Below are 15,778 nucleotides of genomic sequence, written 5' to 3' on the forward strand. Positions count from 1 at the left end.
CGATGTGGGTTGTGTTTAGTGCTGTTAATCATTGGCGGTCCGCCGGGAATATGATCGGGGATTGGCAAGAATTTAATCGATGACAGCCCTGCCTTAGCGCTCTTACTTCGTCAAGCCTACGTAATCGAGCCAAAGGCCGAGGGGCTGGCTGGCCTGTTCGGGATTGATGTCCTGCCCGACCCGAATCTCAACTTTTTCGATGTTGGTAACATTAAACGGAGTCGACTTGGCGGGTTGAAACGTAAGGGGCTGAAAGTCTGGGTAGGGTCGTGGCAGCAGGAGCATCGCATCCGGAGTCAGGCGGCTGAGCGGCACGTCGACCTGGGTCATCTGGCTCGGGAGGCTAACGACGGTGCCGTACCCGTTTCCGTCCCGGTCGATCAGACTAATGTTGACCCGCACCGACTCTGCTTTATCCGACCGACCCCGGACAACCAGCCTGGTGCAGGCAGCTAGTTCGGCTACCCGACCGCTGATTTTATCCCCAAAATAGAACTGAAATCCCAGCGGCCGGTTGGGATAGGGTTTGGCAAGACTGGCTTTGAGGAGCAACTGACCAGGGTTTTCGTCAGGAACGAACTCGACCGTATTATTCCGGAAATCGGGGTTGTATACCAGCAAACGGTTGCGGTCGGTGTGGCTGACGAACAGATCCAGACGACTGGTTTCGGGCGTGACGATCGTTTGGTACTTATCGGTCGGCAGGTAGTCCCAGGCGTTCGGGTTGCCCTTATGGCTATTGGGATACGTTCGGTAGTGCTGGCCTTGCTGTACAACGATGCGGTAGGTCAGTACCCCTGCCTTCACAACCTCTGCTGGTACGTCCGCTTCGTAGTGATAGGGAGCGACGGGCTTGAGGGGCAGTATGCGTGATCGACCCGGACCCGTAGCCGACCGAATCTCAACGCTGGCTTTATCTGCTGACTCTAAGCCAACGACAGTAGCCGACAGAACAAACGGCTTCTGCGCTGACACGGCCTCGTAGGGCGTGTGGACGAGAACTAGTTCGGGGTCGGTCGGAGCCGGGGGCGCGTAAAACTCGCTCAGGCCGATAACGGCGTTTGGTGAGGATACCGGCAGTTTAGCCGTGCCTTTTTTCAGCAGGTACGTACCGGGACGAACGGAAAACTGACCGCTGGTGGCCGACGACGAAAACGAATTCCCTTCGTTCTGCCCGATCACGGCAAACGATGCCCCCAGGTCGGGGAGGTCGATGCGCATTGGCCAGGTGGCGTAGCGGATGGTGGTCACTTCTTTCCGGAGCGACGGCCGCTCGAATGGGTCCCGCACCTGAATGGCGTCGGGCATGACTTCAAGCCGCCAGACACCATTGTCGATTTTGTCCAGGAAATACGCGCCCTTTCCCTGATACGTAACAATTGGTGAGCTACCCACACCGGCAATGTGCAGCAGTCGGGTCGGGTTGACAGGCTTGCTCTGGGTTGGATTCGAGTGGTAAAACGCCGTCTCGCTGTTCATTTCGCTCAATGCCCGGGCGTAACTCACCCGAAACGGCCCGAACGTCGTGTCCTGTGGGTACGTGCCGTAGGTTTTGAAGCGGGGCGTTTCGTGGAAGACCCGCCCGGCTATCAGCATGCTGATGGCTTTCGACGGCGTGTAAGCCAGATTCAGGTAGTGCGTCTGGTAGTCGGTGTTAGCGTAGGCGAAGGCCATTGGGTCGTAGGCAAACTGCGTAGCCCACTGAAAACCGGCGCCCCGAAAACTACGTGCCATGGCCGGATACATGAACGGCGCATACACGTCGCCCGCATCGAACTCATACACCATCCGGGCTTTGTTTTTGAACGCGGAGATGGTATCAAACGGAATCCGGTACGTGTCCACGTGCGGGAGCGTATTGCCCTCCAGCGTGCGTCCGGCCACCAGACCCGTTGGGTACCACTGAAAACTGTGGCCATTTACATCCGATTTCGCCACGGCATCGGCATACCACGGATTCTGTGCAATGTTGTAGAAAATGGGTTTGTCCCAGCCGGTGCTCCGAAGAGCGGCATTGACCCGATTGATGTACTCAGTCACTTTGGGTTTAGGACCGTTGTGGCTTGGCTCGTTGTTAAGTTCAACCGCAATGACGGATTCGTCGGCACCGTAGGTCGTTTTCGTGTACGGGTTTACGTGCTGGAACAACTGCCGGATGTATTCTTCCTGCGCCCGGATGGCGTTTTCGTTGACATTGGCCTGCCCTTTGCCATATACCCGCGAAAAGCCAGGCGTTCGTTCGTCGGGTTCAGGATAGCCGTTGCCCCAGTAGGCGATGGGGGTAATTACAATCCTGATGTTACGTTTTTTGAGCTGGGCCAGCAGGTAGTCGAATAGGCGTAGGTGTTCGTTGTTGAGCAGGTTGCCCAGCGAATCACTGATTTCGGTATCCCACATGTGTACCCGAAAGGCATCAACCCCCATGCGGGCGAAGTGATACACATCCTGGTCAATAGCTTTCTCGTGGTCAAGGCCAAGGGATTTGACGGCCCGATACCCGTGCGCAAACGGCAGGCAGTAGTTCACGCCGTAGAAAGCCGCTTCCTGGTTATTTTTTGTGTCGCGGATGACCCCGGTTTCATCCACGTACACAAGGTTTTTGGGATTTCGTTTGGTCTGGGCTGCGGTATCAGTGACTGCCAGCGCAAACAGCATCCATAGCGTAAATTGTTGAGCAAAAAATCGCATTGGTAAGCAACGTGTCTGTAATGGATTAATAAGGCACCGGGGTATAGGGTCGGTTCCAATGCAGACACCTTGCTGTATTTTATTTTTCAAAACGTCGTGAACCGGTCTGCCCGGCTACCAACGGCCTGGGGGAACCAAGACGATACGTATTGGGCATCGTTTGGCAGCAAACCCGCAGATGATGGCTTACTCCGTCCGTAAACTCTTGACCGGGTTCATCAGCGCGGCTCTGATGCTCTGGAAACTGACGGTCAGCAGGGCAACCATAATGGCGAATGCACCGGCTACGGCAAATACCCACCAGTCGATGTTGATTTTGTACTCAAAATTCTTGAGCCACTCACTGACGCCGTACCACGCAATGGGCGCGGCCAGGAGCATAGCCACCAGAACGGGCTTGAGAAAATCTTTGGACAGCAAGGCAACGATACTGGCAACGGATGCACCCAGCACTTTCCGGACGCCAATCTCCTTGGTACGGGATTCGGCCGCGAAGGTGGCCAGACCAAACAGCCCCAGGCACGCAATCAGAATCGCGACTAACGTAGCGGTTTCGATGAGTTGCGCCGTTCGGGTTTCGTTCTGGTAGGCCTGCGCCAGGGTTTCGTCCAGAAATTCATACGAGAACACCTTGTTCGGAAAGGTCGCTTTCCAAACCGTTTCAATGGTCGATAGTGTCGCGTTGAGCGTCTCTGCCGATAAGTTTTCGGTCGCTAACTTGATCCCGGCCTGATGAAAGTGCTTTGGAACGACTTGCATCAACGTTGGATCAATGCCCTGGTGCAGCGAGTTGACGTGAAACGTTTTTACTACGCCAATGATGGGGGCCGATTCCTGACTGTCTCCAAAATAGACCATCTGACCAATGGCCTTCTCAGGTCGGTCGATGCCCAGGCGCTTGAGAAATACCTCGTTGGCAATGAACTTAGGCAGTGTGTCGCCCTCGCGGAAGGCGTCGCCCGCAATGAGCTGAATGCCATACGTCTCTAAAAAATGCGCGTCGACCATCTTCATCTGGGTTCTGATTTCGATGGGGTCAGTCCCGTTGCGGTATTGTATGCCCTGCATCCAGTTGCTTTCGGCTGATGGACTGTTGAAGGAGAAGCTGACGTCTTTGATTTGAGGAGATGCTACCAATTGACTGCGGAGCGTTTGCAGTTTGCCAGGGTCGTTGTTAGGCAGTCCGACGGTAATGATGGCGTTCTGGTTAAAACCCAGGTTAGCGTTTTTGAACAGCGACAATTGCCGATTAATGAACAGCGTACTGCTGATGAGGATCATCGAGACCGTAAACTGTACGACCACCAGGCCCTGACGGAACGTAATGCTGCCGCCTGCTTGTGGGAGTTTGTTGCTTTTCAGCGCCCAGATGGGCGGCATACCCGACAGCCGGAAAGCAGGATACGTACCGGCCAGCAAGGTAGTGAGCACGACCAGCAGCACCACAAAGGCACCAGCCTGCCACGAAAATAAATCGGAGGTCTTAAGCGGCAAACCCATCAGGTTGGCTGCCGACGGGAGCATCACCCAGGCTAATAGCAGTGCCAGCAGCGTGGCTATGCTTATCAGCAGGCCCGCTTCGGTCATGAACTGGTAAATCAGCGCCAGCCGGTTGCTGCCAACGGCTTTGCGAATACCAATTTCTTTGGCTCGTCTGAGGGCTTTGGCCGTGGTCAGGTTCATGAAGTTGATACAGGCAATCAGCAGCACAAACGCGCCAATGAGCGACAGGATGTTTAACAGGTTGACATTGGCCTGCCGCCCCGAGAAGTTGTAGCCATAATGGAGCTGCGCTAGCGAATTGAGCACAAAGTGTTGGTTCTTAATGGTTTCGGGGTCTTTCTGATATTTCACCTGAATGCCATGAAAACGCTTCGTCAACTGCTCGGGCCGGATGCCCTGTCTCAGCAACGTATACACCTGGTAATTGTCGCCGAAACCACCCCAGCCGTGCGTATCGTAATCCGGACTGATACGCTTCAGGGTAGGCAGCGAAACCAGTACGTCGAACGGGAAATTGGTATTGGCCGGATGGTCTTTGAGTACACCCGCAACGGACAGGTTGATATCATCGCCCAGCAGAACGGTCTTTCCGACGGCATCCGTCGTACCGAAAAATTTCTGCGCGTAGGATTCGGTTAGTACCACCTGATTCGGTCGCAGCAGTGCCGTACGGGCATCGCCACTACTCCACTCGTAATCGAGCAGCGCAAACAACCCGTTCTCGGTAAACGCAATGGGTTCTTTGAATGATTTACTCTCCTGAGGAACAGCCAGCGATTGCCCGGAAGCCCGGTATATAGGTACCACCCGTTCAATTTCGGGCACCTCATTCCGCAGGACGGCCGTCATCTCGGTATACGTACCGGCATGGGCTTCGCTGTTGCGTACATTGACCGTTTCGACCCGGTACATCCGGTCGCCGTTTTTATGGTATTGATCGTAGCTGGTTTCGTGATGAACCACCACGAAAATAAGCAGGGCGCTGGCCAGGCCTAAGGCCAGGCCGAAGCCGTTGATAAGCGAAAAGCTTTTGGCATGAACCAGGTTACGCCAGGCGATTTTTACATAGTTGCGAATCATAGCAGGACTGAGTAAAAAAGGGGGAGGATACTCATTAGGTTGAGCAGCTTTACGTTTAATAATCAATGGGCGCAGGTACGTGATTGTCTGCCACCAGTAGAAGCGACGGGCCTGGTCAGGCCCGACTTCCTCAACCTGCTTGCGGTACACCTCGTGCAGGTCGCCCAGCAGGTCTTCGCGCAGATGCGGAGCCACCAGCCAGTTCAACAGACGGTCGGCCAGACGGGGTGGTCCGGGTGGTCGGGGAGTAGGGGGGGCATCGCGGGGCAGGGATGCAGGCCGACGCTTAAACATGACTTATTCTGAACGTAAGGATTTAACCGGATTTGTCAGGGCTGCTTTGATACTCTGCGAAAAAATAGTGCTGATGGCCAGTAAAGAAAGAAGGGTAAAGCCAGGTAAAATGATGTTTAAACCAAGGCTAATCCGATTGGCGAAGTTGTTTAAAATCTGACCACTGATATAAATCCCCAGGGGAATAGATAGCCCAAAACTGATGAGTAATAAAATCAGAAATCCTTTGGATAAGGTAATGATAATGTCTCCCTCGGTAGCTCCTAATACTTTTCGTAAACTTATCTCTTTCTGTCGTTTCTCGACCGAATAAATGGCCATCCCCAACAGTCCCATCATACCAATCAGCACACTCAGGAGGGTAAAGAAGGTGATGACTTTATTCACATCTTTACTGATAGCAAAATTGTTCTGAATAGTAGTTTCATAAAACTCACCCCGAAATTCATACCCAGGGGCTATATCTTTCCAGGCCGATTGTAAACTGGCAATGGTTTTCTCGGTGCTATGTGGCAAGATTTTAACGTTCAGCAGGTTCCATTCGGCGGGATTATTTCGCAATAGCAGCGGTTCTAAAGCATCGTCGGCGGGCTTGAACAGAAAATCTTTTACTACGCCTTTTATCGTGGCGGTTGTAGAATCGTTCAGATAAATTAGTTTTCCAATCGACTCCGAAGCATTGCCTAAGTGGTATTTTTTTGTGAAAAGCTCATTAACAATTACTTCTTTATTCGTTTCATTCACTGACGGGATAGACGAAAAGTTTTTGCCCGCTACCAACGTCAAATCTAAGTTAGGTATGAAATCGTTATCAACGGAATAGCTACTAACTGACTCATAATTATCTGCTTTTTTAATTTTAATGGCTATGGGAGAATCCGAGTAGGTACCTATCGGTTTATTTACGGAAGAAATACGCTCTACACCTGCGATAGTGGCAAATTTTGATTTTGCCATGCTGGCAGAAACGCCCTGTAGCTGAATGTTATATACCTGCTCTGCTGAGAAGCCATAATCCATAGCAATGGCAAAGTCTATTTGCTTGTGTACGGTGGTGATTATCATCATAAACAGCATCGTAAAAGCAAATTGAAGGACCAGAAGTGTTCTGACCAAACCGATTCGTTTGAATAGGTTAAGGTTTTCAATTTTGTGAATAGCAGCAAGCGGATTGAGTTTTGAGATCGTAATGGCTGGCAAGAATCCCGCGATGGCACCCATTGATAAAGCAAAAACTAAAAAGTAGATAAATGAGCTTGGGGTTATGCTTACGTTCAGATCGAAAAATTGGAAACTTTGCAGTTCACTTAGTTCATTTTTAAAGTACATCACAAACCCTACTGCGAACAGCAAAGCGATTAATGAAAGCACAATTCCTTCGCTGACTATCTGACTTAAAACCTGCGTTCGGTTTGCTCCCATCACTTTTCTTACCCCAATTTCCTTGGCTCTGCTGAATGACTTCGCCAAGGTTAGGTTGGTGTAATTAAACAGGGCAGACGATATGACAATAAATCCCATTAAGGCCAGAAACCACAGCAGATGACTGGGCAGTCCTTTTCCCATGGCATTGGCAATACTATACCCGGGTGTGATATCCGGAAGCGCTTGCAAATCAAACCGGTAACTCGCGTCGCGAGTGGATATAGGTAGATTTTTATATCTGGGCAGTATCTCGTTATTAATAGCCGATACGGCTTGTTCAATATTGGTATTGGGTTTTACTTTAATATAGGTGTAAGTAGAATAATAATTAGCCCAGCTCTCGGTGGTATTTTCCAGTAGCGTAGCAGATAGTAATGCATCAAATTCAAAATGAGTTTTACCAGGATTAGGCTTGAGAATACCCGTAATTTTATAGTGTCCCCGATTACCGATCTGAACAGTTTTATTTACCGGATTCTCGTCTCCAAATAGTTTTTTGCTTAAATCGGCCGTCAGAACGATAGAGTTGGGTTCTTGCAAGGCATTGGCAGGACTACCACGCTGGAGATTAAAGTTGAAAATTTCCAGAAAGTTCTTAGTTGTGGCTTTTCCTCTAAAATCAAACCGTTGGTTGTCTTTAATGATGACATCATCAACAACTTTTAAGGTAGCTACGTTGTCTACCCAGGCAAATTTTGACTCTATCACATTACCAATCGGATTAGGACTTGTGGCGTAAGGCTCGATGTCGCCATTTTTTCGGTTGGCTACGGTATTTACGCGGTATAGTAAATCGGCATCCTTATGAAATTTGTCATAATTATAGCCGTCCTGGTATAAGAGCAGAATCAGTAATCCTACCGACATGCTTAGGGCCAGTCCGAATACATTGAGTATGGAGAATGTTTTATGTTTCAGCATATTTCTCCAGGCAATTTTGACGTAATTACGTAGCATGTCAGTAAGTGCGGGGGTTGGGTAGTCAGACGATTTTTGTCGATAAAAAAACGGCGTCAAATAATGCAGCACGGCCCAGGCGTACTCGCGTCGGGCGCGGGCCAGGCCCACCTGCTGCACACGCTTCTGGAAGACCTCCTGCAAGTCGCCCTGTAGGTCTTCCAGCAGATGCGGAGCCACGAACCATTCCAGCAGCCGATCAGCCCAGGGGGGTGGAGTTGACGGGTCGGGAGGTGGTGTTTCGTAAGCCATACGGTAGGTGGGTGGACGTGATTATTCCGAGCGTAACGATTTCACCGGGTTCATCAAAGCCGCTTTAATGGCCTGAAAGCTGACGGTCAGCAGCGCAATCCCTACGGCTAATAGAGTAGCCAGGGCGAATACCCACCAATCTATGGAAATCCGGTACGGAAAATCGTTCAGCCAGCTATTCATGGTCCACCAGGCTACAGGTATAGCAATAACAGAAGCCACGAAAACCAGCATAATAAAATTCCTGGAAAGCAGCCCTGTGATTGCCAGTGTGCTCGCTCCTAATACTTTCCGGATGCCGATTTCTTTAACCCGTTGTTCTACGCTGAACGCGGCCAGTCCGAACAATCCCAGGCAGCCCACAACAATGGCAAGCACCGCAAATAGCCAGAGCAGCTCGCTCAGTTTTTCTTCGGTGCTGTACATGTTTCCGTAGGTCTCGTCCATGAACTTATAATCCAGGGAAAAATTGGGAGAGAACCGGTTCCATACGGTATTGATATACGCTATCGTCTCGGGCATATCGGCCTCTCTGACCTTTACAGCCACTTTGAACAGCTCCTGCGGCACCATGTGTATCACGGCCGCCGTAACTTTCTCATGAAGGCTTTTATAGTGAAAATCCTTAACTACCCCAATTATCTTTCCTTTTTTAACCGGATCAGTCGTATCGGCGGGCGTCCATTCATTCCAGTTTATCCGCTTACCCAGCGCTTGCTGCGGAGAACTGAAGCCGAACTCCTTCACGGCCGTTTCGTTGATAATGAAGGCTTCCCGCACATCGGTCGACATGTCTTTCGAAAAGTCCCGGCCTGCAATGAGCTGTAGACCGACTGTTTTCAGGTAGTCATGGTCGCCCACGAACATGCTTACCGAATATTCTTTTCCTGCATTCTGGCCTGGAAGCGTAACGCCATCGCCCGCAAACTGGTCGCCCGGAAGGCCGTACCCCGACGTAACCGCCAGCACATTGGGGGAGCGTTTCAGTTCGTTTTTAAAGGCTTCCAGCCCTTTTCCGGCTACATCACCCTGCGCCTGAAAATAGATCAGTTGTTCTTTGCTGAACCCCAGATCCTTGTTGTTCATATACTGGGTTTGCTGAAATACGATAATGGTCGAAATAATAAGCAGGGAAGAAAGCGCGAACTGCACCACAACCAGCGCCTGCCGGAGCCAGGGGGTACCGTTGCGGGATAGCTGTATGTTTTTCAACACCTTCACCGGCTGAAAACCTGATACGACGATGGCCGGGTAGCTACCCGCCAACGTGCCTACCAACAGGGTTGCCCCGAGCAGTAACAAGCCCAACTGCGGATCGGTGAACGGGTTAAACGCTATGGCTTTGTCGGTGAAACGATTCAAGGCCGGAACGACGATAAACAGGGCAACTACCGCGATGAGCATAGCAATCAGCGATACCAGTATCGTTTCGCCCAGAAATTGGAAAAGGAGGTGTCGGCGTTCGGCGCCAACTACCTTTCGTACGCCGATTTCCCGGGCCCGCCGGAACGAGACGGCTGTAGCCAGGTTGATAAAATTGAAACAGGCAATGACCAGCACAAACAACGCAACGATCATCAGCGCATTGACATAGCTTTCATTACCGCGGATGGCATTGTCGAACGTAAAGTCAGCCGAGCCAAGATGAACATCGTGGAGTCGCTGGAAGAACGGGAGCATGACGGTCTCGCCGGGTTTGATGATATTGGCTTTTATATGCGCCTGGAACTTGTTCTGTAGGCGTTCAATATCGGTTCCCGGTTTTAGTTTTACGTACGTATAGAACTGATTCCAGGTCCACCGTTCCATTCGTTCCTGCGGGATACCCACGCTGGAGAACGACATCAGGTAACGAAAATTCAAGTGAAAATGGTCTGGTAAGGGGGCCAGTACGCCTTTTACAGTATATTCCAGCGTATTGATTTTGATTGTTTTACCAACAGGGTTCTCCTTGCCGAAATACTGTTTTGCCAGTTCGCTGGTAAGAATAATGGAATTTGGCACATCAAGAATACCGGCAACTGTCCCCGCTTCCAGGGGTAAAGCGAATACCTGTAGAAACGACGATTCTGCAAACCAGCCTTTGTCTTCGTAGTTTTTTTGGTTGCCTAACTCCATCAGGAACCGGTCGGGAGCCATCAGGATCCGGGTAGTCGTATCGACTTCAGGGTATTGCTGTTGCAGGTAGGTACCATAAGCCGGTGCCACAACCGCTGCCTTCGTGGTTGTATTGTCTTTGGTCCGTTCGGTGTAAAGGCGGTAGATATTCTCGCTATCGGGAATGGTTTTATCGAATTTCCATTCATCCCAGACAAACAGGCCGATCGCCAGGCAGCCGACCATACCGATCGCCAGCCCGGTAATGTTGATGGACGAGTATACCTTGTTCTTAACGAGATTACGCCAGGCGATTTTAAAATAATTACGTAGCATATCAGTAAAAGCGGGTTTAGGGTAGTCGTCGAATCGTTGAACCGTATGTTTGCGTTTAGAGAAAAACGGCGTCAAATAATGCAGTACGGCCCAGGCGTACTCGCGTCGGGCGCGGCCCAAGCCCACCTGCTGCACACGCTTCTGGAAGACCTCCTGCAAGTCGCCCTGTAGGTCTTCCAGCAGATGCGGGGCTACGACCCATTCCAGCAGCCGATCAGCCCAGGGGGGTGGAGTTGACGGGTCGGGAGGTCCGACGTTTCGGGGAGTTTCGTGAGCCATAGTCTCCGCTGATTAACCAATGAGTTGCAGCTTGCCTTGCGGAATAGCCTGCCACAGTCGCTGGCGCATCTCCTGGATCTCCAGCAAAGCCCGGCTGCCTAAGGCCGTTACGGTGAAAAAGCGCTTACGTCGCCCACCCCGTTCGGCCGTAGCACCGCCCATCTGCGAGGATAGGTACCCTTTTTCTTCCAGTCGGTAGAGCGTAGCGTGTACGGCGCTGATGGTGATGCTGCGGCCGGTCTGCTCCTGTAGCTGCTCCCAGATGATGACTCCGTAGGCATCGTCAGTACAGGCGGCTACTACCAGCAGCACCACTTCTTCAAACTCACCCAGAAAGGTTCGCTTCATGTTGTCCCGTGTCCAGAATGATTAGTTGTAATAATGCAAATCAAATCCGGTGCCAGAATGTGTTATGGCTGTTTTGAGCGTAATCAGACGCATGGGTTATCCAAAAATGCGCGCAACCTGTCCGTTTTTGGACAGGTTGTGCGTAATACCGGACAACGTACTACTCGTTTAACTGGTCTGGTGGTAATGCGGCTTAGCGTATGGACTTACAGGCTGATCTGAACACTCAACCGTTGACAGAACCAGACAGCGAGTGGTCAATGATGGAATGGAATCCTGTGCGTTATGCGTCAGTCGTACATGGCCATATGCCGGAAAATCTTCAGCGCCCCGCCTGGCTCCCGACGCCAGATGCGGATGTCTTTGCCGGTACCTACCCCCGACCAATCCCCGTTTTTAACGACGGCGATGTGACTGGCGTACTCGATAACAAACCGACCTGAATCATCGATCTGGTCGTTACGAATCGCGAGTTTCTCAAAAACAGGGAGTTGCTTTACGTGTTCTTTCAGGAAGGCGTCGATTTCTAAACGTCCGCTGTAGGGGCGATTGTGACTATACAGGAAGCGGGCATCGTCGGTGTAGAACTGCGCCCATAGTCTTTCGTCGTGCTGGCTGATGATTGCCTCCTGAAAGAGATTCAGGGCGGCCAGTTCGAAATGTAGGGGCGTAGATACCGGCACGTGGGCGTCAAGCGCAACATTGATTACCGGCACTTCTGCAAACAGTAGTTCGTCGCGCCATGGAACGGGGTGGTTGTAATTCCACGCTTCCGTGAGGAGCAATAGCTGGCCCGTCGCTGACTGGCTCCAGATTGTCAGGTATTTGCCTTGTAGCTCGTGCTGTTGCCCGGAGCTTTTGTGGACTAGATTCATGGTGAATAGGCTCACTTCAACCACTCGTGTACCTAAGTCAAAAACCTCTACATCCTGCCGACTATAGGCCAGCACCCGGAACCGGGCCAGGAAAGACTGGTAGTACAACCGAGCATTGAATTTACTCTTTACGGTTTTCTGGTATTCGGGCATTAGCCGGACGCTGTCGGCGTAATAATCCTGAATGAACGTACACGTACCGGCCAGCAGGCTGTTGGTGTACGCCGTACGAAACTGATTCAACCGGGCGAGGGTCTGGCCGTCTGCCTTCGTTACGGGCTGAGCAACGCCGTATAGGGTGAGCCCGGTAAAGGTCGCTATCAGCAGCCACTGAAATGGGTTTCGGAACATGGATAGTTAAGTTGGAGGTAGCCGGAGTACGGTCAGTGGCTGGCTTCAAAAACCAGGTGCCGGTTCAGGAACGGCAAAAGGCGGGTGTAAAACCGGCCGTCGGCCGTCCAGGTGCGGTTCCAGGGGTCGCCCCGGTACTCTTCCGCTTCGTGTTCTACGCCCAGGTCTTCGAGTTTGCGGCTGAACGCCCGGTTCGACAGTACATGCGCCTGGTTGGGGTCAAAGCGGCCCCAGTCGAAGGCCAGGCCGCGCAGGGTTCGCAGGTTGGCCGCCGACTCTTCCAGTGTTTCTTCCAGGTGAAAGCCCCGCTTGGTTTTGCGGGCGTTTTCCGGGTGCAGTTTCAGTTCGCCGTTTTGTGGCTCAGTGAAAAAATCGCAGTAGAACGGTGGGCGGTTCAGGTTCGGTAAAAAAGCCTGGCTGATGGTGACGAACAGCCGGGTGGGACCATTGTTGCTCAGGTCCGCGTACGATTTAGCCTGGTGAATGCTTTTCCAGTCAATGGAAAGCGACGCCCAGGGTAAATCACCATTGCCGGTGGCTACCGGATGCAGGGCATACACCGAACCAAACACATCGGGATACTCCATCGCCAGCTTCAACGCACCCCGGCCACCCATAAAGTCGCCCGTTACGGCCCGACTGTCGCGGTGGCGAAGGGTACGGTAGCGACGGTCAATGAACGGCACCAACTCCTGTGTGGTGAAGTCCAGCCAGCGCCCTGATACGAGTGAATTTTCGTAGACGCTGCCGGTGGTTGGGGTACTGTAATCCGCAGCTACAAAAATGAATGCCTGGGCGATACCGTTGGCAAAGCCCCGGTCGAGCAGGGCTGCCAGTTTCCCGTCTTCAAACAGCCTCTCATTATCCCAAAAAATGTTGTGGCAGTAATACACAACCGGATAGGCTTTTCCGGAGGTGGCATAGTCGGGGGGCAGATAAACCTTGATGCGTCGGTTGGTGACGAGGCCGATGTGGTTCTCGCGGAGGATGGCGGATGACAAGGTCTCGGTCACTACAGTTCCCCGTTTTGGCGGGGCAAGGTCAGGGGCGCCTGGTTGAGCGGATAAGCGCGTCGGCGTCAGACCGATCAGCGTAAGTAGTAGGCAGGCATGAAGGTGCATGGGGGGCTGGGGACAACAGTTTGCGTATCTGGCAAATCAATAATCCGCCCGTTTCATTGTAAAAACCGTATGACCACCTGCCGCAATTACTTGATGAAACGCCAGAAACCAGCCCAAAGACAACCTGTCGCAGTCCGGCGGGGCAAAATGCCCCATCGTATTGCAGGACGCGTCATTCGTCAGGTTATGTAGGCCGTTGGTCAATCAGACCGACGTAAGGGTGTAAATTTTGACTACCTTGGAAACAGGTCTGTAGTTCGCCAATCGTATCAGCCAGTCATGCGCATGTCGTTTCGTAGTCAGGCCAGTCGGAACTGGTTTTTTCGGTACAAGCTGTATCACCTGCCATTCTGGTTTGTCTATCACTACCTCTGGTGGGTACTCACCTTTGGCGACCCCTTCAAGGTTATTCAGACCTTAGCCATCCTGCCCTATACGCTCAAATACAGCGTTTACGTCGTTTTTCAGGCTCTGGCGGTTTATGCCAACCTGTACGTTCTGATTCCGCGCTATCTCGAAAAAAGCCGGTTCGGGTTCTACCTGGCGTACTGGCTGCTGACGGTGGTGTGCGCTACGCTCTGCATCGTGGGCGGCTATTACTTCAGCGCCTACGTCAGCCACCGGAGCATTCAGGATTTATACGGTGAATCGGCCCGGTTTTACGTTTTTCTGGGTAATGCGTTACCGTCCACCGTAGCCAGTATGACGCTGGCGATGAGCATTAAGCTAACCAAAAACTGGGTGCAGACCCGGCAGCGGCAGCAATTGCTCGAAAAGGAAAAGCTGGAAACCGAACTAAAGTTTTTAAAGAATCAGTTCAACCCGCATTTTCTGTTCAACACAATCAACTCCATCTTTTTCCTGATCCATAAAAACCCGGATATGGCTTCGGCATCGCTGGCGAAGTTTTCTGAACTGCTACGGTATCAGCTTTACGAATGCAACGATGGGCCGATTCCGCTGAAACGCGAAATTACGTACCTCAAAAACGTGATGGAACTGGAGGAACTCCGCCTGAACGACAACGTAAGGGTGACGTTCGACGTTGAGCTGGCGCTGGCAGAACAGTTGGGTATTGCGCCTTTCATTCTAATGCCCTTTGTTGAAAACGCCTTCAAACATGTCTCCAAACAACGTGATCGTCTGAACTGGATTACCATCAAACTGGCCGTAACCGGCGGACAACTCGACTTTCGGGTAGCCAATAGCACAGACTCAGACGCGGCTCGGGAAGTGGTTCAGTATGGCGGCATTGGTCTGAAAAACGTGCAGCGCCGACTCGATTTGATTTATCCCGATCAGTACAAATTGACTATTCAGCATGACCCCGGCCAGTTTACCGTAACGCTACGGGTTATGCTGGCCGAACTAACGCCATCACCTACATTGCAAGTGGTCTGAACCATGAACCTGAACTGTGTCATCATCGACGATGAGCCGCTGGCCCGCGAGGGGCTGGCCAGCTACGTGCGCGAGATCGATTTTTTGCACCTGACTGCGACCTGCGAGAACCCACTCGAACTGCTTACCCTGCTGGATCGGCAGCCGGTCGCCCTGATTTTTCTGGATATTCAGATGCCCAAGATGAACGGAATCGATTTTTTGAAAGTGGTATCCAACCCACCGTTGGTCATCCTTACCACGGCCTACCCGACTTTCGCACTGGAAGGATTTCAACTGAATGTGCTGGATTACCTGCTTAAACCCATCACGTTCGACCGCTTTGTGAAGTCGGCGAATAAAGCCCGTGATTACCACCGGCTCCTGACCCAATCAGCAACAGCCCCTCTACCGAATACCGAAGCCCAGCCCGATTATTTTTTTATCAAATGCGGTAACAAGTATGAGAAGCTGGTTTACGAGGATATTCTGTTTGTGGAGGGGCTACAAAACTACGTCACCATCGTCACCCGAAAAGCCAGGTACGTAACGCTGCTGAACCTGAAAAGTCTGGAACAAAACCTGACCAGCCCTGCTTTTATTCGGGTGCATAAATCGTACCTGGTTGCCACGCAAAAAATTGATGCCATTGAAGGAAACGAGCTGTTTATTCAATCCTATCGCATCCCGATTAGTCGTAACTACCGCGATCAGGTCCTGAACGAAGTGCTGACGAACCGACTCTGGAAGAAGTGACGGGGAGAGAGTAGGGGAAATAAATACGCTATACGT

At 51.7% G+C, this 15,778-nt stretch carries 9 protein-coding genes; 2 read left to right on the plus strand and 7 right to left on the minus strand.

Features of this window, described 5'->3' with window-relative positions:
• Window positions 1-102: 102 nt before the first annotated feature.
• From BN8_RS06360 to BN8_RS06390, 7 genes are all read right to left on the minus strand, one after another.
• Window positions 103-2,688, minus strand: coding sequence for a cellulase family glycosylhydrolase (locus tag BN8_RS06360; RefSeq protein WP_009280989.1), 2,586 nt, complete (start codon window positions 2,686-2,688; stop codon window positions 103-105).
• A 186-nt stretch (window positions 2,689-2,874) separates the two neighbouring features.
• Window positions 2,875-5,565 carry an ABC transporter permease gene (locus BN8_RS06365; protein ID WP_009280991.1) on the minus strand — a complete coding sequence of 897 codons (2,691 nt, stop codon included), beginning with the start codon at window positions 5,563-5,565 and terminating at the stop codon, window positions 2,875-2,877.
• 3 nt (window positions 5,566-5,568) lie between these two features.
• Window positions 5,569-8,199 carry an ABC transporter permease gene (locus BN8_RS06370; protein ID WP_009280992.1) on the minus strand — a complete coding sequence of 877 codons (2,631 nt, stop codon included), beginning with the start codon at window positions 8,197-8,199 and terminating at the stop codon, window positions 5,569-5,571.
• A gap of 21 nt (window positions 8,200-8,220) precedes the next feature.
• On the minus strand, window positions 8,221-10,911 hold the full coding sequence (locus tag BN8_RS06375; protein WP_009280993.1) for an ABC transporter permease: 2,691 nt from the start codon (window positions 10,909-10,911) through the stop codon (window positions 8,221-8,223).
• A gap of 12 nt (window positions 10,912-10,923) precedes the next feature.
• Window positions 10,924-11,259, minus strand: coding sequence for a PadR family transcriptional regulator (locus BN8_RS06380; protein WP_009280994.1), 336 nt, complete (start codon window positions 11,257-11,259; stop codon window positions 10,924-10,926).
• Window positions 11,260-11,549: 290 nt separating this feature from the next.
• Entirely contained in the window at window positions 11,550-12,485 is a 936-nt protein-coding gene (locus BN8_RS06385) for a Cif family virulence factor (protein WP_009280995.1), read from the minus strand.
• Window positions 12,486-12,517: 32 nt separating this feature from the next.
• Entirely contained in the window at window positions 12,518-13,606 is a 1,089-nt protein-coding gene (locus tag BN8_RS06390) for an alpha/beta hydrolase (protein WP_009280996.1), read from the minus strand.
• A 285-nt stretch (window positions 13,607-13,891) separates the two neighbouring features.
• Here BN8_RS06390 and BN8_RS06395 point away from each other — a divergent pair, with 285 nt between their 5' ends.
• Both BN8_RS06395 and BN8_RS06400 read left to right on the plus strand, forming a co-directional pair.
• The gene (locus BN8_RS06395; RefSeq protein ID WP_229367784.1) at window positions 13,892-15,007 is read left to right on the plus strand and encodes a sensor histidine kinase; all 1,116 of its coding nucleotides are present in this window, start codon (window positions 13,892-13,894) and stop codon (window positions 15,005-15,007) included.
• A 3-nt stretch (window positions 15,008-15,010) separates the two neighbouring features.
• Entirely contained in the window at window positions 15,011-15,742 is a 732-nt protein-coding gene (locus tag BN8_RS06400; protein WP_009280999.1) for a LytR/AlgR family response regulator transcription factor, read from the plus strand.
• Window positions 15,743-15,778: the final 36 nt, after the last annotated feature.

The organism is Fibrisoma limi BUZ 3 (assembly GCF_000296815.2).
Lineage (GTDB): Bacteria > Bacteroidota > Bacteroidia > Cytophagales > Spirosomataceae > Fibrisoma > Fibrisoma limi.